Here is a 19,824-nt window from a genome sequence, read left to right as displayed (position 1 = left end):
GAGGCGGTTGTTTTTGACCTCGACGGGGTGATTACTGATACAGCCGAGCTCCATTTTAAAGCATGGAAGCAGCTCGCAAGTGAAATTGGAATTGATTTGCCGAAAGCATTCAACAACCAGCTCAAAGGAATCGATCGAAAGGAATCGCTCGAACGAATTCTAATCTATGGTCAGAAAGAACACCAATTTAGCAACGAAGAAAAAGAAACGCTGACGGCCCGAAAGAACAACGCCTATGTAGCGATGCTCCAGAGCCTAACAAAAGAGGACATTCTACCTGGAGTACTCCCTTTCATTGAAACAATTAAGGCAGAAGGACTTCCAATGGCGATAGCGTCTGTCTCTAGGAATGCGTCTTTCATTTTGAAGAAGCTAGGCATTCTGCAGTTGTTTGATCATTGTGTAGACGCCTCCACACTAAGCAGCGGAAAGCCAGATCCGGAAATCTTTCTAAAGGCCTGCGATGCGTTAAATGTCCCTCCCACGAAAGCGATTGGGATTGAGGACTCGCTGGCTGGGATGCAGGCGATAAAGGCGAGTGCGATGTTTGGGGTGGGGGTTGGTTCTGAGTTTGGAGCCACTAGTGCTGATTATGTAGTGGGCAAGACCGAAGAGTTGGATTGGGCAAAAGTGAAAAGGGCGTATCAAGAAGTGTAAATTTCCTATTCTGGATTGAGGCAAGAGATTTAAAAATAAGGATGAGATGGTTGGTTTTTATAGGTTAAACCATTTCAATAGGCCCTGGGGGTAACTCAATTACCTTCCCTGTTAGAGCAATGTTATTGTGTTGCCCTAACGGGGGCGGGGGTTATAGTGAATCGATTGCTTCTTTTACTAAATTAAAAGTCATAGCACAGCAATGGCTTTGATGGAGCTATGACCGGAGTAAAGCGAACCCGCTTCTCTCCAGAGGGGAGGCGTTCATCAATGACGTTATCATCATGCTTCCAACGGCCGCCCTCACCAGCAACGTATGTGTAAAGGTCCCGGTGGAGCTGTAAGATGACGTTCGAGTTAAGCGGAATGGCCTCATAAGATGCATGGATCGTATGTAAGACATCCCGGTATCCTGCGATTTCTCCCTCAGAGCGGTCAAAAGGTTCAGTCTTATTCGCCATGATCGTCTCAAGTCGCTTGTCGGTAATGACAATCCCTTCAATCACATTGGAAGCCTTCGTTGATTGAATCAACGCTACATCTCTAAGGGAACTTAGGATCTGAGGAGATTGTTTTTTGTACAAATCCTGCTTGCCTTTGTACTCACTAATCTTGCTAATGAGATGGACGGTTTCCATTGGCAACAGTGTAGTTTTTAATGCTTCATAGTCAAAGGTTTTCAAACCATACTCCTCGAAAACGTAGTCATTAATGTATTCATGACTATATTATATCCCAAATGAACCCATTCTTAAACGAATAAACGTATTCATTTTGTCTTTCGTGAGTATGTTTGTTTAGAGTTGATTTTATAATGAAAAGTGGGGGCAAAGGGGAATGTGAATGAGTACAAACTAGGCACCTTCTCAGAGGCGGTCACAACGCAAATCTTAGCACACTGGAGGTCCTTATCGAAAAGCTAATTGCCGTTTTGTCAACAGTGTGCTTTACCCCTGCCCGTCCCCGGCTTCATTTGCATTAACGTCCATCTTCTTTCTCTCAATCGCAGCCTTCCACTGTTCTAGATGAAATAGCCTTTCATTTACAACCATCATCCCACCTTCTAGCTTCCTGATAGAATCGGTATATTCTTTGTCCTTTTCCTTCAAGAACTTGTCCATGGCTGCAATTTGTTGCAAGGTTCCTTTTTGCATTCTTTCCATAGCATCTAGGCGGTTATGAACTTCCTTAAAGCCGTCATTCATTTGTTTTTCCATCGCATCTACGCGATCATTCATCGCATCCATGCGGTTACTCATCGAGTCCACGCGTTCATTCATCGAGTCCATGCGTTCATTCATCGAGTCCATCCGGTCATTCATCTTAATAAGAAGGTCTAAAATCTTCTTTTCGTTATCCATTTGTCATCCCCCTTGATTTTGATTGAAGCTATGGCGTAATTCACACAGCATCTGTCCGTTGACTCAGTATAGCACAGCAAAGGCTTCGATGGATCTTTGTGTAATCAAACGTTAAAATTAAATTCTACTAAGAAGAAAGTCGATACGTGGTAACTAACGCAACCCTAACGCAAACGGTAGCACCGCAACCTCCCCCCTGTTTCAAGAGTCCCGACAAGTGGTACTAAGATAACAGTACATAGTAAACTCTTGAGGAGAAGGTGAAGTTGTGTCGTTAGAAGTGGTGGGGTTTGCGCTGATTGTCCTTAGTATGATTTTAGTGATGGGGAAATGGATTAGGTTGAAAGTGCCGCTGTTTCAGAAATTGTTTTTGCCGAGTTCGTTAATCGGTGGGTTTTTCGCTCTGTTGCTTGGACCGGAAGTGCTTGGTCGGGTAATCACAGCAGTGAGTGGGAATGAGGTTATGGCTTTCGGCCTTTTTCCGGAAGACTTGTTTGAGGTCTGGTCAGGCCTCCCGGAGCTGTTGATTAATGTGGTGTTTGCGAGTTTGTTCATTGGGTTTGCTCTTCCGAACCTTAAAGAGGTCTGGCGTGTGGGTGGGCCTCAGGTGGCACTTGGGTATACGATTTCCTGGGCTCAGTATGTCGTGGGGATATTGCTGGCGATCACGATTCTCACTCCCTTTTTTAACATGAATCCAGCCGTAGGTGCTTTGATTGAGATTGGCTTTGTCGGTGGTCATGGGACGGCTGCCGGGCTAAGCGGGACTTTCGAGGACCTTGGTTTTGCCGAAGGGTACGATCTGGCGGTTGGCCTGGCTACCGTGGGAATTCTGTCCGGTGTGATCATCGGGATTATTTTGGTGAACTGGGCAGCGAGAAAAGGAGTGTCGCAAACGCTTCGTCACCCGGATGATATTTCGATTGACCAAAAAACAGGGATTGTCCAAAAAGAAAATCGCGAGTCGGCCGGAGAAGTGACCACCTCGCCGATGTCCATTGAACCCTTGGCCTTGCATGTCGGTCTGGTCGGGATTGCTATTTTTATTGGCTATTTTCTGCTCGAAGGCTTTGTTTGGCTAGAGGCTGTCACATGGGGAGCAGCGTCTGGGGTGTATTTGTTTGAGTATGTGCCATTGTTTCCTTTTGCGATGATTGGTGGGATTCTGTTGCAATTCATTTTAGGGAAAATGGATAAACGCAAGGTTGTTGACCGAGCGACGATCACCCGTATCCAGGGGCTCGCTCTCGATCTCTTGATCGTCAGCGCTATGGCAACTTTGGCCCTATCGGTGATCGGTGAAAATATTGTTCCATTCCTTATTCTATCGGTGGCAGGGGTTCTCTTGAATGTCTTCTTATTCTTGTACCTAGCCCCCCGAATGATCAAACGTTACTGGTTTGAACGGGGGATGGGCGATTTCGGACAATCGACGGGTGTGGCGGCGACAGGGATTATGCTATTGCGCGTCGTCGATCCAGAAAACAAGTCGCCGGCCCTCACCGCATTTGGCTACAAACAGATCCTGTTTGAACCGATGGTCGGCGGAGGTCTGGTGACCGCAGCCTCAGTTCCGTTTATCGTCCAATTTGGTCCGGTTCCTGTACTCGTTGCTGCCAGTATTTTTATGATCGCGTTTTGGTTGCTTGGGGTGTTGTATTTTGGAAAAGGGAAACCGGAGTGAAGGTTTTTCCTAAAAGACACAAAAAGAGAGCTGCTCCCAACGTTGGGGACCAGCTCTCCTCTTGCGTGCTTTAGTTTCCTTTTCGAATCTTTTCAATCTCATCGGCCACAAACTGTACTTGCGTTCCAACGACGACTTGAATGTTATGATCAGACACGACATTAATGCCCGGCACACCGGTACTTTTAATTTTCGCCTGATCGACTTGATTCATATCCTTCACTTCAAGACGCAGACGTGTGACACAGTTGTCGACAGAAAGGACGTTGTCATCGCCGCCAAGGCCTTCATAAATGGTAGCGGCCATTGCCCCTATCTTTGAGGTTCCTTCCTCTAGGTCATTGTCTGATTCATCCAAGCTTTCTCCTACAGGCTCACGCCCAGGTGTCGTGATGTTAAATTTCACGATGAGGAAACGGAACAGGAAGTAATAGATCACGGCAAAGACAAGCCCCTGAACAAGCAACATCCAAGGCTGATTCGCAAGTGGAAGCGGGAAACTCAAAATGAAATCCAGCAATCCAGCGCTGAAACTGAAACCGGCGGTCCATTGGAAAAAGGCAGCAATCGCCAAGGATAACCCAGTTAAAGCGGCGTGTACAACATAGAGAAACGGGGCAACAAACATGAACGCAAATTCAAGCGGTTCTGTGACACCTGTCAGAAAGGCTGCAAAACCAGCAGCAAGCATTAACGAGCCAATTTGTTTCTTTTTGCTTTCGTGTGCCGTATGGTATATCGCCAGTGCTGCTGCAGGCAACCCGAACATCATGATGGGAAAGAAGCCTGCCATATATCTCCCGGTGATGCCTAGCTCACCTGTGCTATTCCAGAAATTCCCGATATCGTTAATGCCAGCCACATCAAACCAGAAGACCGAGTTCAGGGCGTGATGCAGGCCCGTTGGGATCAAGAGGCGGTTAAAGAAGCCATACAAACCAGCGCCAATAAAGTCAAGCCGGCTGATCCATGTACCAAAGGAGACGAGTCCTGTATAGATAAACGGCCATAAAAAGAAAAGAAGGCCTGACAGAATGAGCATGAAAGCAGCTGTGACAATCGGAACCAGCCGTTTACCGCTAAAGAAGGCAAATGCATCTGGCAACTGCACATGACTGAAGCGATTGTACATAATCGAAGCAACGACCCCTGAAATAATTCCGATGAACTGGGTCTCTATGACACCAAAAGCCGCATTCACATTCTCCTCAGCCTGATTAGTCAGCTCGGCCACGGAGCCGAGAGACAATAAGTTTGTAATCACTAAGAAGGCGACCAACCCACTTAACGCGGCGGAACCATCTTTATCCTTAGACAAGCCCAGTGCGACACCGAGCGCAAACAACAGCCCCATATTGTCGATCAACGACCCGCCGGCCGTTTCAAGAAAAGCAGCAATGCTACTGCCTTCCCCCCACGGCGTGGCCCCAATCCAAGCTCCGACCCCGAGCAGGATCCCCGCTGCCGGCAAAACGGCAACGGGAAGCATGAGCGACCGGCCCAGTCGCTGCAAATAATTCATCATAACTCTTTCACCCTTTCTTCTATGAGTTTTTATAAAAAAGGCCATAAAAAAACCCAAATAGCGTAAGTCCGTTCCTAGATAGGATGGACGTTTGCTAATTGGGTTATGCCTGTTTTACCAGTAGCACTCCAAATGATTATGTGATTAATCTCCAAATATGGAGGGTGAGATACAGTTTTTCGTTGACTGAAAGATCCCATTCATAACGCTTTGCTAAAAAACGGGAGATTTTTTCCACGCATTCATAGGCGTAGGAATACTTATCTTTAATCATATGAATCATGTCCTGGTCCAACTCGTTTTGGTCCAGGTTTTCTTCATGCAGCTGACGCAGAACAAAATAACGAAGATGCGTGAGCAAACGGGAGTAGTTGGCCGACTCTTCATTTAGCTGCATCTCATAATGGTATTCAATAATTTCAATGATACGGTTTATCACTTCCGTCATTTTCATGGTTTCGGACAGTTGGTGACGGGGTCCTTGCGCATTCACAAAGTGGTAGGTTAAAAACGACTCTTCGCTTCTTGGGAGTAGCACATCTAGCTCGTCATAGACCACCCGGATCGCTTTTACCGCTGCTTGATGTTCTTTCGAGTAGAGCTTTTGTAGCTCCCATCGATCCATATGCAGATCATCGACATTATCCTTCACACGCTGTATGGCAAAGTTTAAGTGATCCGCAAGCGATAAAAACAGATGATGGCTGAGTTTCACACCAATAACGGCTTCCGCGGTTTTCATCATATTGGCGGTGGTTTCAAATATCGAGACCGGGATTTGATCAACCATTTCTAAAAAAGGCTGACGTGTTTTCGCTGAAGTTTCGGCAATAAATTTTCGCTTGATGGCTAATTCGTCAACGGCCTCGCCTTTTTCCTTGCCAAAGCCAACCCCAGTTCCAAGGACGATCCATTCCGTTCCGGAGGCGTCTTTAACTAAAGCAATATTGTTATTGAAAGACTTGATGAGGTACATTCCATTGACCTCCCCCTGAACGAAACCAGAAAGTAATGCCTGATCGAATCAGTAACACCCTTTACTATAAGCCTATTATATGATAAGACGGGGCTTGAGTAAATGAATAGTGAAAAATGATGTGGTGGGGTAAGGCAAAGTAAAATAATTGTTAGAAGGAAAGCTCTCCACCTTTTGACACCCTCCTCTCGACTCACGTACACTATGAGAAGCAGCACCATCAACTTAAAATGAGAGGATGTCCAGCATGGCTCAACCATCGGTTACACGGGATGTTAAAAAGGCGGAGCGCCTGTTCACAGTGTTGAATCTTCTTAACGAGCGAGAGACAGTAACAGCGGGTGAGCTTGCGGAGTACTGTCATACCTCCGTGCGAACGATTCGCAGAGATATGGCATTGCTAGAAAGTGTCGGCGTTTATTATGTGGTGGAAGGTAAGTTCGGCTACCGTTTGATTCAAGGCCCCCGTGCCCCAACTCGGAAGTTATCCCAAGAAGAGTGGCTCGCGTTGACCGTCTACCCTTTAGTGACAAATGAGATTATTTCTAGCGAACACCCGGTTCATCATGCCTACAAATCAGGCTTAGAGAAAATGAAAGGGCTAACACGCGAGGCTGCAACTCCTCAGTTGCTTTCGCTGAGTGAAGAGCTGGGAGAGCGGATTCGTATTCATGATCAAGCTGGTGAGAAAGACACGCATCAAGTGATGCCGCTTCTTTTTCAAGCCATCGCCGAAAACCGAGAAATTGAGATTGACTACTATGCGATCTATAGGGATACCACTTCAACGCGAATCATTCACCCGTACTACATCTTGCCTCGGAGTGGTCACCTCTATGTGACTGCGTATTGCACGAAGCGAGAGGACTTTCGCATTTTTCGGTTGAATCGCTTTCGGACTGTGAAGCTGCTGGAAAAGACATTTGAGATCGCGCCGACCTTCAACTTGGACGAGTATTTAGCCAATCGTTGGACAATCTTCGCAGATGACGAGGAAGAAACCACCTTTCGCGTTCGATTTCACAAAGACATTGCTCGCTACGTTCACGAATTTACCTTTTATGCAAAAACGGATGTGGTAATAGAGGAAGACGGTTCCGTACTGCTTGAAGCGACGCTAAAAAGCAGAAAGGAATTCCTGCGCTGGGTCCGTGGGTTCGGTCTTGATGCGGAGGTGCTTGAACCGGAAGATGTGCGCAAAGAGTTGCGTGAGGAATTTCAAAAGCAAATGCAGCGTTATACATAATACCTGTCAAGAAATCGTTACCAATTGCTTAAAATTTTTTTCTCATCCCTGACAGTAGTTGTCACCCCTAAAGGTAAGATGAATCCATAGAGCAAGTGAAAACACATCTTTGAGGGGGAAAACGGGAATGAAAACGTATGTAGGACTCATGGGAATGGCGGCGACGCTTGTACTGCTTGGTGCGTGCGAAGAATCTGCGGTGGAACAGGTCGATCAAGAGGCAGGTGCCGAGGAAACGGAAGCGCAGGCAAGCGAGGAATCAACAAATGACGAGGAAGCGACGGAGGATGAGGTTGTCGAGGACACGATCTCCACGGGCGATACGATGAACTTTGACGGGCTGGAGATTACGCTCAATGACGCGTACACCAGCGAAGGTTCGGAATGGGAGACGCCAGAAAACGGCCATTATGTGATCCTTGATCTAACCATTGCGAACACGACGGAGGAATCCGCTAATATCTCGACGCTCATGCAAATGAGTCTTCAAGACGGCGAAGGGTACACGCATGATGTGGCCTTGTATACAGAAGCCAAAGGATCTCTAGATGGCGAGATTGGCTCTGGGCGGGACATGCGCGGGGAAGTAGCATTTGATGTAGACGACTCTGAAGCCTACGAATTCATCTTTGAAAATCCGTTCACCAGTGGGCAAGCGATTTGGACGATTGAAGAACTTTAGTATTCGGACCCCTGACAGGGAGTGTCAGGGGTTTTGCATGTCGTGGAAGATTGTAACGTGATGACTGATTGTGGACTATGAATAGTGGGCTATTATCAGTTAAAATGGAAACAAGATAAAGATGATCACTAGGCTAATAGAAAGGGTTTGGGCCATGGGACTTGATTTTTTAGAAAGAATCTCACCCGATTTGTATCAGCTTGGGAAAGAAATCGAGCGTCTCCTTTTTAAAGAACCTCAGGCGGTCTTGTCGAAAGCGCGAATTTTTGCTGAGAAGTTGGCGCTGCTTCTAAACGAAAAAGAAGCCATTTCCGAAGTGTATGAGGTCAAACAGGTGGATCGCGTTCGGAAGCTGCAGCGCAAAGGCATCATTGAAGAGGAACAGCAACGAACGTTTGACTGGGTCCGAAGGGAAGGAAACAAGGCCGCTTACGAAGCAAGCTACGGTACGGTGGAACAGGCGATTGTCGCCCATCGGCATTTGTATGACCTTGCCGGCTGGTACCTTGCGGAGGGGAAGGTGTTTTGGGGTGGCCATCCGTTAGGAATAAAACACCCGCTCCAACCCTAGATTTGTTACGGTACAACGATCCGCCAGCACTTTCGCATAATGAAGAAAGGACATACCCTTAAGTTTCTCTAATAGAAGCTGAAGTTCTTTCTTTTCAAATTCCTCCCCCTCAGGGATAGAGAGGAGAATCACTGTGCCAAAAGGGTGAATTTCGTATCGATTCGCTCCTTTGTAGCTTTTGACGTCTGCCAGAATCAAGAGGGCGTCTTCATCATCGGCATAATAGACCATGCGGGCATCTTCGTTGACCCATCCTGTGTGTTCGATAACGATACTTTCGCCTTGTCGAGAATGGTCTTCAATAACTATGACTTCACGTAAGGACATGGGGGAGACCTCCTTAATAGGTTTGTTTTAGACAACAAAACGTTGTCATATGGGCGTTTTCATTTTGCTATACTGACTTCAGACGAATCTACAAGGGTGGGGTCTTCTTGGAAGAATCACAGTTCATTGTCAAATCGAACTTAAAAGAAATACTGGATAAAAAAGGGTGGTCCATTCGTAAATGCTCGGACATGTCAGGGTTGAAGTTCGAAACGGTGAGACGGCTTTATAATGATACAACGCAGCGTTATCAGCGAGAAACTCTTGCTGTTTTGTGTGAGACGCTTGAAGTGGAGATAAATGAATTGCTTAGTTTAGAAAAGAAATAATGGATTTTTGACAACGTAACGTTGTCATCTATAGAATAACCTTTTACAGTCTATTAGTCAAATAATAATTTGAGAATTGTTTGATTCATTTTGATAGAGACAAAAATCCAAGAGGTTTTTAAGCTATCAACCGAGTGAGTGCCTTCAAGAGATAATTGAAGAAAGGAGCAACCGTCATGAATCAGGTACTATGGCTTGTGTGGCAAAACCTTGAGACAAGAAGCAAGTATCATGTGGGAACCCTTATTCACAGTGAAGAAAACGGCTACTACATTGAATACTACAAAGGTCATAAGTCACGAGGGCTGCACGAGGCGATAGAAGCAGGCTTCACTTGTCTCACAGCTAGACCGTGTGTATTATGCTCCTTTCTTGTTTCACGCCTTTAGAAAGGCAAAAAAGTGGATCGACCCCAGGTTTAGAATTCCTAAGCAGTGGGGTTTTAATTATGTCTATTCAAGGTCCATTTTTGTGAACCCCTCTAAGCACTAACATCTGAGCCTAAAACAACGTATAATGAGCGTACCGAAAGGAAGTGAGCAATCTTGAACCTTTACAATTTACACAGTCACATGGATGCAAACATAGTGGATAGAGGGAGAGACTATGTTCGTCGCGGCCACGTGCTGTCGGTAGAAGCATTGGATCATTTGCGTTTCCGGGGCGAGGTGGAAGGCAGTGATGTGTACGAGGTGTATGTCCAACTTGATGAAGAAGAGGATGTGCTCTCGGCTGAGTGCGATTGTCCGTATGATTATGGACTGTTCTGTAAGCATATCGCGGCGGTATTGCTTATGCTTCAAGAGGATAGGAAAGAAGTGATTAACACACAACGTAGCGAGACCTCAAGGCGTGAGGATACATCCCTAAAGGCATTGCTTGAGAATGAGAGCAAGGACAGTCTTATTTATTTGATCGGTTTGCTTGCGGACGAGCATAGAAAGGTAGAACAGCGGGTGAGACTTTATGTAGAAGAGGACGGCAGGGGGTCTGGTGAGCTCGATGGATATCGAAAAATCATTCAGACCTACATTGAAGAATGTGAAGACCATCATGGATTTGTGAGATGGCGAGATACGGGGAAGGCCGTTAAAGGGGCGGAACTGGTGGCCGAGAAAGCGGAAGAAGCCGTGCTAAATAAGGAATGGACCCAAGCCGTGGAGATCAACCTTTGTATCATGGAGGAAATGGCTGATCTTATCCAGTTCGCGGATGATTCAAGCGGCGACATTGGGGATGTGATTGAAGAGAGTCTGGAACGCTTGCATGACATTATGGAAAAGGATCAATTGATGCAAGAGGGAAGAATGGTTATTTTTCAGCGCCTGTTGGAGGGATCAGCGCAGTCGCAATTTGAGGGCTGGCCCGATTGGCAACTGGCATTGCTTCGTTTTGCCTCGCAGCTTGTATTTACGGAGGAGATGCGAGAAAAATGGGAGAGACAAGCTTCTGTTTTGACGGCGAAGGAAAATGACGGGGGATGGACAAGGAACTACTTTTCTGAGGAAGTCGCGTTCATGCGTTATCAGCAGATGAAAAATGAGTCGGAAGATGAGCAGGCACGCGACTATGTGAAGGAACATCTCCATCTACCAAAGTTCCGAGAAATGGCTATAAGGGAAGCTTTACAAAAAGCCGAGTATGACGAGGCCATTTGTCTCGCGGAAGAAGGGGAAATGCAAGGGAAGGAGAGCGGGCTTCATGGCTTGGTTAACCGCTGGAAAGCATTTCGGTTCGACGCCTACGCTCGTTCTGGACAAATCGAAAAGCAAAGGGAGCTTGGGAAGGAGTTTCTATTGAATGGAGACTTCTCGTATTATGATCGACTCAAAGAAACGTATTCGCAGGAACAGTGGGTGGCTGTTTACAAGGATTTGCTACAAAGACTGGAGCAGGGCGGGAGAAGAAACGCTATCTATACGAAAATTTTAGTCGAGGAAGAAGAGTACACACGTCTCCTGGCTTACGTGAAGGAGCATCCAAACACGATTGAAACCTTTCATCCACTTTTAAAGGAATCCTTTCCTGAAGAGGTTAAGGAGTTGTTTTTAATCCATATTGAAAATCAAGCGGATCACTCAACCGATAGGAAACAGTATGCCGACGTTTGCAAAATCATCCGGAAGCTAAAGCAAATAGGAGGTCAGGAAGAAGCGAGGCAGATCGTGCAAAAACTGCTGGCTAAATTTCCAAGGAAACCTGCTTTTCGTGATGAGTTAATGAAAGTGGACACTCGGTAGGAAGGGAAAACGGCTTCTTCGGAGCAAAGAAGAACAAGAGTGTACGTTGATGCGATCACTGTATCTGAAGAGGGAGCCTGTCGAGTGAGGAGCAGCGCGGTGTGTGACGGGAAACGCGCTGCTCTCTCGTTACACTAAATGCCTGCACACATGGAAGCTTGTCATCTCTTCAGTCTATTAAACCATTCAGTTAGAAGGGTTTCCTCTTCCATGGTCTCTATCCGGTCATATAAGTAATCTTTATCGACTTGCGCTAGGTTTCGAGCAAGAAGCTGAAAACCCCATTTAGAGTCTTCTTCACTTTTCCAATGAACGGCTGCTCGCAATCGGTCCATGATGATATCCTCTCTGCCAATAAGGTAGATAAATTTTCCATCCTGAAGGTCGACCTTGAAAACTCTTTCATAGTCACCCTCTAGGCTATTGGATGGAATTTCAATTGCTATTTCAGCTTCTTTATGGAAAAAATCTTTTCCTTGTTTTTGGAAGCCTAGATTCATAAGTATCTGATATTTTAGAATATCCATCGGCTACAAAATCAATATCTCTTGTTGAGTAGTCTTGCTCGGTATATATTTCCACCGACAAGCCACCAACAACAATAGGCTGTATGTTGTGTGGCTCTAATAAAACAGTGAGAACAGACGCGGTCTGAATCATAGCTTCAAATTTTGAATTGTTGTGCTTCTGGTTGTTTATTATGTCACGGGCCTCATCAATATTCCATTCTTACCTTCTCTTGAAACGCGAAAGGATTTGCTCTTCTTCCTTGCTTCTGGGTCGTACACGTCCTTTGCGTAACCCTTTGGTCTCAATTTCTTGAATATAATCAGCAATTTTATCTTTATTAGCCTCTGAGTTTCTCTTAACCTCATTTTGAATGGAAGAGAGTGTTACAACGGTCATGTTTTTTCCACCCTTCAATTGCTTTTGCACACATACACCACCTTATTAGAGGGTATGTGCATTATTTAAAGTTATTATACCATTCTATGTAAGAGAGGTTAATCCCGGTATTTCATTCTGCGCTGCTTACATAATTTTCACTTTTTTGACTGCGCATCTGCTCTTCCCGCCATAATCACAGCCGTATAAGCTTTGAGGGTTAGACCCCACTATGACTGGGTGTTCGCGAGCATGGAGGGTAAAAAAACAGCGACCTGCGCATATCGGTCGCTGTTCCCACTACTTCTTCGTTCAGAGAGCAGTTCCACTACTCTTCTTTCAGATCCCCAATCGAATCAATATCCATATACTCAGGAACGACAAGGCCGATTCTCGTCCCCGTTGAGTTCGGTCCAAGGTCCTCAAATTGCCCTTCGTAGTCGTCGTAAATGTGCTGCTGAGATGGGAGCCAGGAAGCGAGCATCGCGTCGGCACTTTCAGAAGCAAGGGCTTCGTACATGGCGTTAATGGTGACTTCTGTCAGCGTCGGCTCATAACCGAGATCTTGAAGCATGACGCTTGCCATATTGGTGGCAGCTTCTGCATCTGCCCAGTTCACGAGAACAAGCTCAACGGCCTCCCCATTGCCTTCTTGGACACCGTCTGTCCATTCTTCCACGCGTTCAGGGTTTTCCTCCAGCCACTGGCGGGCGGCCTCTTCTGGATCCATTTCTTCTACTTCAATGAACTCCATCACTTGTTGCTGCTCATCCAACTCAAATTGAAATTGGTCGAGCAACTGATACGGGCCAGGAAGGTCTTCAGAGAGTCCGTGGCGCACGAGTGTATGTACGTCATTGTCTTCACCGTATACAAGGTTCGGGTCATCAAGGAACTTTAGGTCATGAACCGTAAACTTCCAATGCGGTTCCCAGCCTGTGACGATGATTGGCTCTTCATTTTCAATTGCATCTGCGAGCGTGGCAGTCATGACGGCGTCCGAACTCGTAACAAGCTCCCACTCCTCGCCTAAGTCATACTCGCTAAACGCCTCTTCTGTGAAATCCATAATGCCTGTACCGGGATCAATGCCGATGATCTCGTAGTCAACTTGTTCGCCGACACCGCCTTCCTCATTCTCTGCATCCGTGCTTTCGTCTCCGCAAGCTGCTAATACGGATGCGATTCCAATCGATACCATTCCACTCCATACATACTTCCTATTCATGAAAAAAGTAACCTCCATTGTCTTTGTCCAGATGGTCAGATCAATATAGCGTTCTTCATTTATACAACGTAACGGTGTCATCTTCCACGCGTAGTTTGTATTCCCGTAGCTTGTACTTTGGATTGGCAAGCATGCGGCCGTGGTCTTTTATATGAAACTCTCTCCCGTGCCAAGGGCAGCGGAGAATGTTTCCCTCGTTTTGATAATTGTACTCACCAATCTGGTCCGTCGGCTCGGGAGCCCCGCACAACTTTCCTTTCCCAAGAGGGGCCCCTTGATGCGGACAAAGGTTCGTGAATGCGTGGAATTCTCCGTCGCTCGCGCGGCAAATGACCACTGGTCGCCCATCAAACTCTGCCTCAAGCATCTCACCGGGGGCAAGATCGTCCGTCTGGCATATCACTTTTTGCATCGTGATTCTCCTTTTCTATCGAAGTTTGGGGTAGAAACGACGGGCGTTTTCAGAGAAGATGTTTCTCTTTAACTCTTCATCAAGCCGTGGCGGTAGCGCTCGCTCCGGGGAATCGTAGTCCCAGTGAGGATAATCGGTGGAGAATGCAATGATTTCGTCGCTTCCCATTTGCTCTAGCATCTGCATCAGTTCCCACTGCCTGAGCTCTTCAAGCGGTTGAGTCGTGAAACAGAGATGCTCCCTGACAATGTCACTGGGCATACGTTTGACCCACGGGACTTCATGACGCAAGTCTTTGTATTGCTGATCCATTTTTCTCATCAAAAATGGGGCATATGTAAAACCGCCTTCAATCATCATCAATTTCAAGTTGTTGAATTTTTCGAACACCCCTGAGAAAATCATGTTCGTTACTTGATTCATGTGTGCGGTGGGGATTAGCGTGTGCCACTCAATAAAATACCTTGGCCATTTCCCGAAATGAACGGGAGGCTCATTGTGATGCATACCAATCATTAACTGATGTTTCTCAGCCGCCTCGTAAATTGGGTGATAGAAAGGATCGCCCCATAGAATATCATCGATCGGCAACAAGATCTGTACCATTTTCGGGTGGTCCCCCACTCGTTCAATTTCTCGAACGGCGGCTTTTGGATCCTGGGCGGCAATATGGACAGAGCCATACAGTCTAGGGTCCTTCTCAAGCCAGTTTTCAATCTGCCAATCATTGTAGGCACTCGCAAGGGCGGTCGCCATTTCGTACCATCCATGCATCGAGGACGGGGAAGGATCAAGCGCTCCTGTGAGAATTCCATATTCATGGCCGCACTCATCCAGCAGTTGCTCCTGCATAAAGCCAAGGTCCGAACCAGCAGGCCGCCCATCCGGAACGCGTGCATCTGCCCGGTCGACACCGGCGACGGCCGGCTGTGTATAAGGCATATGTTTTTCCTGTGTCCAGTTGCAATCCGTTATGTAGCGACGCCACGGCTGTTCTAAGTAAGGGAGTAGATCCTTGTAACTGACCCGTTCATGAATATCGGTATCGATGAGGCCTATTCCCTTTTTTGTCGTAGACAAGGCATTTCCCCCTAGTTGATTTCAATTGATATAGACATTTTTAAATCCTAGCACAGGGGCTGGTCTGCGAACAAATGCGCTGAAGGGGGAAGAGCCAAGCTCTCCTCGCTCAGTGCGAGTCAGTGAAGGCCAGTGAGCGTTTTTTATATTTTTTCAGATTGATGAGGTGGGGAGATGTCGGGAAAGATGAATGACAAGTAAAAAACCTGAGCGGATCAGTAGAGGTGCAGAACTCGACAAAGGGGAAGCGCAACATAAATTCGGCATACAAAATAACTTAACCGCACCAGCTACATGGTGCGGTTAAGTGCTGACCGAAAATGCGTTCACTCACCCTGCTGATCCATGCCAAAACAAATCGGCTGAGGTATAGGCAAAGCCTTCCATGAGCCGACGGGAGGTGCGAGCGACGGCGGCTCTTTCAATGGTGACATGGTCATTGGTGTCGTTCACATTGACAGAGAACTCCATTTTCCCGGATGGATGACCAATGAGGACGGTTTCTGAATTGTGTTCTTGTTTTACACATTCGTTAACGATGGTTCCTTTCAGCTTGGAAGCAACAGCTGTACAGAGGCCACCTGTAACTGGAAAGGTTTTGTGCATTTTTTGCATGGACATCGCTCTACTGACGAAATCAATATCTTCCTTGTCAATGGTAGCGCCTGTGCTGCTTTGGTAAGCGATACGCGGAGCAACGAGGATTACCTTTGGACTGGCGGGTGTTCGTGTCGTCGCTTGCTGGGCTGTTTCCACGAAACCGAGGTGTTCGGCGACCGTTGAGCGAATGTCTTCGAGCTGGTGTAGATGAACAGCGGAGAGCTCGTGAGGTTGCTCTGTGCCCGTTAACCCTAAAGAACGAGCATGAACAAAGACCACAGGGGCGCTGGCATCAACCACGCTGACTTCAACGTCCCCCAAGCCACAGGAAAGAATTTCTTTACGCTTTCCGGTTGGAAACAGAGCGCCCGTTTTCGCCCCAGCAGCATCGAGGAAGTTCAGCAAAATTTTTGCCCCAGCGCCCGGGACGCCGTCAATTTGAAAAGTTCCGGTCGATTTAGCGCGACCGTCGACAACAGGGACGTGAGCTTCGATCACTCGGTTGGTATTTGTATTACATATGCGAATGTTTGTAAAGGGCTCTTTAGCTGGCACTAAGCCTTCATCAATCGCATAGGGGCCTACACCACTGAGTATGTTTCCGCAGTTGGAGTTATAATCAATTGTCCCGGTGCCGACGCCCACTTGACCAAATGTATACTCTACATCAGCATCTTCTCTCGGGGAGACGCGAACCATCGCAAACTTGCTTGTTAAGGAGTCTGCTCCACCCAAGCCGTCAATTTGCCGGGCATCGTCCCCACCATATAAGGAAAGGATTACTTGATCTCGAATGTCGGGATCAGAAGGCAGTTCGTTTTGCAAAACGAAGACGCCTTTGCTTGTTCCTCCCCGGATAATAGCAGCGCGTATACGTTCAAATTCTCTCATTGCAATTCTCCTCCTTTTTTACAGTCCAAGAACATTTTGTGGCCAATAGATACCAAGCAAAGAGCTAGCAATCGACAGCATCCCTAAGACAGCAGCGACGGAGAAACTTGTTTTCAAGAACGTAACTTTTGATTCAAGGATGAGAAAGGTGAAGAGGAAAACGGTCGTTGCCACAAGTAAACCGGAAAGGTAGATAAGTACGAGATAGCCAAGAAACCAGGCAATGTAGCGAAACGGTTTTCCAAAGAAGAAAAAATTCTTCCCTTCTTCATCACGAATCCGTAGATAGCAAATAAGCTGCATCACAAAGTAAATGCCAGAAAAAGCAGCTCCTGCAACGGAGACATACAATGGGAAAAACTGAGCAAGCCTCGAAAACTCCAGTGCACTAAGGGCAGCCAGAGAAAAGAGCACGAACAGAAATCCGGTGAATAGTACATTTAAGATGTCTTTATTCATGAGGAAATCTCTCCTCCCTTTGATTCGATCGTTTTACTAAAGCGCTTCATGATGGTACCACCTGTTAGAAGTAAGAGAATGATTACAGCCAACGTAATAACAAGCGGATTGCTTAGCCACTCCCAGCCGTAACGCTCGATAGAAATCCAGTAATACCGCTCTGCGGAAAGAGCAAGAACAAAACCAATCAGTAAAGGCGGGCGAGGCCAATCGAGAATTGTCATTACGTATCCGAGCAGACCGATGATGACAAAGACAATTAAATCACCCCAGGAAAAGTTGCTCTGATATGCACCAACGACGAGGAGAACAAGCAAGAAGGGGACGATTTTTTCCCCGGGTACCATGCTAATTTTTGAAATTGGTCGAATAAGGATCATGCAGAGAAGCGCACCAAAAATATTGGCAAATACAAGTGTCCAAACAATCGATAACGTCAAAGGCAATTCGCTTGTCAGCATGCGTGGCCCTGCTTCAAGACCCATAAGCGTCAGTCCGCCGAGCAAGATCGCCGTTGTTCCTGATCCCGGGATGCCAAAAAGGAGAGTGGGGACAAGGGAGCCGCCTTCTTTGGCGTTGTTGGCACTTTCGGGGGCGATAACTCCACGAATGTCACCTTTCCCGAAGTCGTTCTGTTTAACCGTTTTTTGTGCCGCTCCATAGGCAATCCAATCAACGACACTCCCGCCAAGTCCGGGGACGAACCCGATGAGCGCCCCGAAAACGGCACTGCGAAACACAAGGAACTTATTGCGCAGGGCGTCCATGACTCCTGTTAAAACGCCGCTTTTTAATTGTCCTGATTTTGCGATGCTTCCTTTTTCGGTCAGCATCGTGATCATTACTGGGAAGGCAAAGACTGCAAGCGCAACGACGGGTAAAGACAGACCATTAGATAAATAGAGTGAATCGAATGTGTAGCGGTATTCAGCGACAGCAGGTGCACTGCCAACCGAACCAATTAACAACCCAAGTAAACCAGAGATGACGCCTTTCATCGGCGACTTTCCAGCCAACAGCCCAGCCATACTGAGTCCAAGCATCGTCAGCATAAATAACTCGGGTGAGCTGAAGGCAGTGATGAGCGGTCTTGCAAATGGAATGGTCAAATAGAGGGCAAGACCTCCAATGACGCCCCCCACCATCGAGCAAAAGAAAGCAGCTCCCATGGCTCGAGAGGCTTGCCCCTGCTTTGAAAGGGGAAAGCCATCCATAATCGTCGCTTGAGACCCAGATGATCCGGGTATACCAAAAAGAATGGAAGGGAAGGTATCGCCGGTATGAACGACAGCGACCATCCCAATTAAAAGCGCCATTCCTACAAAAGGATCAAGCCCAAACACAAATGGAAGGAGCAAGGACATTCCTACTGTCCCACTCAAACCTGGAAGAAGTCCGACAATGATGCCGATGAATATTCCTAGAAACATAAAGCCGATTCTTGATGGGTGTAGCACAACGAGCAACGCTTCCCAAGCAGCTTCGAGCATATGCAGCCCCTCCTTTACAGTTTGTTGATATCTACGTCATATGTTTCAAGCAGAAACTCGGAAACCCAATCAAGCGTATCTGGAGACATCTCAAGCATGGCATCGACACGGGTTTGCAACTCACCTCCGGTAAATGGCTCATAATTCTCAAGAATTTCTTCCGATTGATCAATGAAAGACTCATTCTCAATCAAGCTTTCCATGGATTTGGCTAGGACTTCTTTATGCGTCTCGGGAGCGTCGCCATGAACCCAAATGACCTTTTGCATGGTAAAAGAAGCACCTACGAATTGCATGTAGGCTTCCCAAGCCTGCCCGCTAGGTGGTGTGCCATAGATGCTTTCGTGAACTTCTTCAATCGTTGGCAGTTCAGGAAATTGGGGGTCACGCACAAGGTCGCCATTCTCGTCGATTTGTCCGAAGCTATACATCGGAACAGCCGACCCTTCTTCAACAAGCGGTTCAACATTCTGGTTGTACGCAGTGGTTGTTTGGTAATCGATGTTGCTTTCCCCTTGTTCAAAAGCTACACGCGAAGGACCTCTACCTTCATAGCCGAGCACCGCTTTTACGTCCATATCAAGGACTTCAAAGGACAGCAAGGTGATAAGGTCTAACCCTGTCGGGGAGATGCCTGCGTAAAATAACTCATTTGTACTTTCGGCTAGCCCCGCCATGCCTTGCTCGGCAAATTCTGGAGCCATGTAAACAACTCCGCCGGTAGGAGCGCCAATGACCGGAGTCATCTCGCGTAGATCATATTGCACAGAAGGCTGATTGAGAATGAACGGGATATGTGTAGAGGCACTGGTGGTTAAAATACTATACCCATTAGGCTCCCGTGACAGGGAATACTCATTTGTGCCGGTGATGCTCCCACCTCCAGGAATGTTCTCGACCTGGACGCGAGGTTCTCCTTCGATATGACTACTGAAATATGGTGTCATAAAGCGAGCAAACACGTCCGTTCCACCACCAGCTTGATATGGAACGACAAACGAAATTTCTTGATTTTCATAAACAGCGCCCTCTGAAGCCTCGTTCTCTGTATCTGCATCAATCGTGTTGCAGCTTGCTAGAAGAATAAAAGAAGCACAGAAAGTTGTACAAAGCCATGTTCGATTCATCGTCTCACCTCTTGTAGAATATCTTGAATCAGATTGTAAGCGATTCCAACACAT

General features: G+C 46.9%; 21 protein-coding genes and 1 pseudogene. 8 read left to right on the top strand and 14 right to left on the bottom strand.

Annotated features, from left to right (window positions below; all coding sequences use genetic code 11):
• Window positions 1–9: 9 nt before the first annotated feature.
• Window positions 10–657 (top strand): annotated as a pseudogene (gene pgmB, locus AVZ68_RS21135) (beta-phosphoglucomutase); the annotation flags it as partial.
• A gap of 182 nt (window positions 658–839) precedes the next feature.
• On the opposite strand, the gene AVZ68_RS03085 reads toward pgmB, so the two are convergent.
• Both AVZ68_RS03085 and AVZ68_RS03080 read right to left on the bottom strand, forming a co-directional pair.
• Window positions 840–1,340: a Fic family protein gene (locus AVZ68_RS03085; RefSeq protein ID WP_180316663.1), complete on the bottom strand. Its 501-nt coding sequence runs from the start codon at window positions 1,338–1,340 to the stop codon at window positions 840–842.
• Between the two features lie 264 nt (window positions 1,341–1,604).
• On the bottom strand, window positions 1,605–2,018 hold the full coding sequence (locus AVZ68_RS03080; protein WP_059103082.1) for a hypothetical protein: 414 nt from the start codon (window positions 2,016–2,018) through the stop codon (window positions 1,605–1,607).
• A 268-nt stretch (window positions 2,019–2,286) separates the two neighbouring features.
• On the opposite strand from AVZ68_RS03080, the gene AVZ68_RS03075 reads away from it, so the two are divergent.
• Entirely contained in the window at window positions 2,287–3,702 is a 1,416-nt protein-coding gene (locus AVZ68_RS03075) for a sodium/glutamate symporter (RefSeq protein ID WP_059103081.1), read from the top strand.
• Between the two features lie 70 nt (window positions 3,703–3,772).
• Here the strand turns inward: AVZ68_RS03075 and nagE are convergent, their stop codons facing one another.
• Window positions 3,773–5,227, bottom strand: a complete 1,455-nt coding sequence (gene nagE / locus AVZ68_RS03070; protein WP_059103080.1) for an N-acetylglucosamine-specific PTS transporter subunit IIBC — start codon at window positions 5,225–5,227, stop codon at window positions 3,773–3,775.
• Window positions 5,228–5,363: 136 nt separating this feature from the next.
• Window positions 5,364–6,203, bottom strand: a complete 840-nt coding sequence (locus AVZ68_RS03065) for a PRD domain-containing protein (protein WP_059103079.1) — start codon at window positions 6,201–6,203, stop codon at window positions 5,364–5,366.
• Between the two features lie 247 nt (window positions 6,204–6,450).
• Here AVZ68_RS03065 and AVZ68_RS03060 point away from each other — a divergent pair, with 247 nt between their 5' ends.
• The 3 genes from AVZ68_RS03060 (at window position 6,451) to AVZ68_RS03050 (ending at window position 8,702) form a co-directional block, all read left to right on the top strand.
• Entirely contained in the window at window positions 6,451–7,449 is a 999-nt protein-coding gene (locus AVZ68_RS03060) for a helix-turn-helix transcriptional regulator (protein ID WP_059103078.1), read from the top strand.
• A gap of 127 nt (window positions 7,450–7,576) precedes the next feature.
• Window positions 7,577–8,131: a DUF4352 domain-containing protein gene (locus AVZ68_RS03055; protein WP_059103077.1), complete on the top strand. Its 555-nt coding sequence runs from the start codon at window positions 7,577–7,579 to the stop codon at window positions 8,129–8,131.
• Between the two features lie 154 nt (window positions 8,132–8,285).
• Window positions 8,286–8,702 carry a hypothetical protein gene (locus AVZ68_RS03050; RefSeq protein ID WP_059103076.1) on the top strand — a complete coding sequence of 139 codons (417 nt, stop codon included), beginning with the start codon at window positions 8,286–8,288 and terminating at the stop codon, window positions 8,700–8,702.
• Here the strand turns inward: AVZ68_RS03050 and AVZ68_RS03045 are convergent.
• Window positions 8,673–9,029 carry a hypothetical protein gene (locus tag AVZ68_RS03045; protein ID WP_059103075.1) on the bottom strand — a complete coding sequence of 119 codons (357 nt, stop codon included), beginning with the start codon at window positions 9,027–9,029 and terminating at the stop codon, window positions 8,673–8,675. The genes AVZ68_RS03050 and AVZ68_RS03045 overlap by 30 nt on opposite strands.
• A 107-nt stretch (window positions 9,030–9,136) precedes the next feature.
• Between AVZ68_RS03045 and AVZ68_RS03040 the strand changes: the two genes are divergently transcribed.
• From AVZ68_RS03040 to AVZ68_RS03030, 3 genes are all read left to right on the top strand, one after another.
• On the top strand, window positions 9,137–9,358 hold the full coding sequence (locus AVZ68_RS03040) for a helix-turn-helix domain-containing protein (protein WP_245628045.1): 222 nt from the start codon (window positions 9,137–9,139) through the stop codon (window positions 9,356–9,358).
• A 176-nt stretch (window positions 9,359–9,534) separates the two neighbouring features.
• Window positions 9,535–9,747, top strand: coding sequence for a hypothetical protein (locus AVZ68_RS03035; RefSeq protein ID WP_059103074.1), 213 nt, complete (start codon window positions 9,535–9,537; stop codon window positions 9,745–9,747).
• A 198-nt stretch (window positions 9,748–9,945) separates the two neighbouring features.
• Window positions 9,946–11,598: an SWIM zinc finger family protein gene (locus tag AVZ68_RS03030; RefSeq protein ID WP_180316662.1), complete on the top strand. Its 1,653-nt coding sequence runs from the start codon at window positions 9,946–9,948 to the stop codon at window positions 11,596–11,598.
• Between the two features lie 161 nt (window positions 11,599–11,759).
• Here the strand turns inward: AVZ68_RS03030 and AVZ68_RS03025 are convergent, their stop codons facing one another.
• From AVZ68_RS03025 to AVZ68_RS02985, 9 genes are all read right to left on the bottom strand, one after another.
• A complete protein-coding gene (locus AVZ68_RS03025; protein ID WP_059103072.1) occupies window positions 11,760–12,125 on the bottom strand; it encodes a hypothetical protein in 366 nt (121 codons plus the stop codon).
• A gap of 202 nt (window positions 12,126–12,327) precedes the next feature.
• Window positions 12,328–12,534, bottom strand: coding sequence for a hypothetical protein (locus tag AVZ68_RS03020; protein ID WP_059103071.1), 207 nt, complete (start codon window positions 12,532–12,534; stop codon window positions 12,328–12,330).
• Window positions 12,535–12,811: 277 nt separating this feature from the next.
• A complete protein-coding gene (locus AVZ68_RS03015; RefSeq protein ID WP_059103070.1) occupies window positions 12,812–13,711 on the bottom strand; it encodes a glycine betaine ABC transporter substrate-binding protein in 900 nt (299 codons plus the stop codon).
• Between the two features lie 55 nt (window positions 13,712–13,766).
• A complete protein-coding gene (locus AVZ68_RS03010) occupies window positions 13,767–14,123 on the bottom strand; it encodes a Rieske (2Fe-2S) protein (RefSeq protein WP_059103069.1) in 357 nt (118 codons plus the stop codon).
• A gap of 15 nt (window positions 14,124–14,138) precedes the next feature.
• Window positions 14,139–15,203, bottom strand: a complete 1,065-nt coding sequence (locus AVZ68_RS03005) for an amidohydrolase family protein (RefSeq protein WP_059103068.1) — start codon at window positions 15,201–15,203, stop codon at window positions 14,139–14,141.
• Window positions 15,204–15,533: 330 nt separating this feature from the next.
• Entirely contained in the window at window positions 15,534–16,694 is a 1,161-nt protein-coding gene (locus tag AVZ68_RS03000) for a 2-methylaconitate cis-trans isomerase PrpF family protein (protein ID WP_059103067.1), read from the bottom strand.
• Between the two features lie 18 nt (window positions 16,695–16,712).
• Window positions 16,713–17,153 (bottom strand): hypothetical protein, encoded by a 441-nt coding sequence (locus AVZ68_RS02995; protein ID WP_059103066.1) that lies wholly within the window; start codon window positions 17,151–17,153, stop codon window positions 16,713–16,715.
• Window positions 17,150–18,643: a tripartite tricarboxylate transporter permease gene (locus AVZ68_RS02990; RefSeq protein ID WP_059103065.1), complete on the bottom strand. Its 1,494-nt coding sequence runs from the start codon at window positions 18,641–18,643 to the stop codon at window positions 17,150–17,152. The genes AVZ68_RS02995 and AVZ68_RS02990 overlap by 4 nt, the downstream gene beginning before the upstream one ends.
• Window positions 18,644–18,657: 14 nt before the next feature.
• Window positions 18,658–19,770, bottom strand: coding sequence for a type 2 periplasmic-binding domain-containing protein (locus tag AVZ68_RS02985; RefSeq protein WP_059103064.1), 1,113 nt, complete (start codon window positions 19,768–19,770; stop codon window positions 18,658–18,660).
• Window positions 19,771–19,824: the final 54 nt, after the last annotated feature.

Origin of the sequence: Shouchella shacheensis (genome assembly GCF_001484965.1) — a bacterium.
Taxonomy (GTDB): Bacteria; Bacillota; Bacilli; order Bacillales; family Bacillaceae_D; genus Shouchella; species Shouchella shacheensis.
This window is presented reverse-complemented; position numbering and strand designations above follow the sequence as displayed.

Bases quoted from the DNA above. Each gene is read 5' to 3' on its own strand.
- AVZ68_RS03080 (WP_059103082.1), bottom strand. From the start codon at position 2,018: ATGGATAACGAAAAGAAGATTTTAGACCTTCTTATTAAGATGAATGAC.
- nagE (WP_059103080.1), bottom strand. From the start codon at position 5,227: ATGATGAATTATTTGCAGCGACTGGGCCGGTCGCTCATGCTTCCCGTT.
- AVZ68_RS03065 (WP_059103079.1), bottom strand. From the start codon at position 6,203: ATGTACCTCATCAAGTCTTTCAATAACAATATTGCTTTAGTTAAAGAC.
- AVZ68_RS03060 (WP_059103078.1), top strand. From the start codon at position 6,451: ATGGCTCAACCATCGGTTACACGGGATGTTAAAAAGGCGGAGCGCCTG.
- AVZ68_RS03055 (WP_059103077.1), top strand. From the start codon at position 7,577: ATGAAAACGTATGTAGGACTCATGGGAATGGCGGCGACGCTTGTACTG.
- AVZ68_RS03050 (WP_059103076.1), top strand. From the start codon at position 8,286: ATGGGACTTGATTTTTTAGAAAGAATCTCACCCGATTTGTATCAGCTT.
- AVZ68_RS03045 (WP_059103075.1), bottom strand. From the start codon at position 9,029: ATGTCCTTACGTGAAGTCATAGTTATTGAAGACCATTCTCGACAAGGC.
- AVZ68_RS03035 (WP_059103074.1), top strand. From the start codon at position 9,535: ATGAATCAGGTACTATGGCTTGTGTGGCAAAACCTTGAGACAAGAAGC.
- AVZ68_RS03025 (WP_059103072.1), bottom strand. From the start codon at position 12,125: ATGGATATTCTAAAATATCAGATACTTATGAATCTAGGCTTCCAAAAA.
- AVZ68_RS03015 (WP_059103070.1), bottom strand. From the start codon at position 13,711: ATGAATAGGAAGTATGTATGGAGTGGAATGGTATCGATTGGAATCGCA.
- AVZ68_RS03010 (WP_059103069.1), bottom strand. From the start codon at position 14,123: ATGCAAAAAGTGATATGCCAGACGGACGATCTTGCCCCCGGTGAGATG.
- AVZ68_RS03000 (WP_059103067.1), bottom strand. From the start codon at position 16,694: ATGAGAGAATTTGAACGTATACGCGCTGCTATTATCCGGGGAGGAACA.
- AVZ68_RS02995 (WP_059103066.1), bottom strand. From the start codon at position 17,153: ATGAATAAAGACATCTTAAATGTACTATTCACCGGATTTCTGTTCGTG.
- AVZ68_RS02990 (WP_059103065.1), bottom strand. From the start codon at position 18,643: ATGCTCGAAGCTGCTTGGGAAGCGTTGCTCGTTGTGCTACACCCATCA.
- AVZ68_RS02985 (WP_059103064.1), bottom strand. From the start codon at position 19,770: ATGAATCGAACATGGCTTTGTACAACTTTCTGTGCTTCTTTTATTCTT.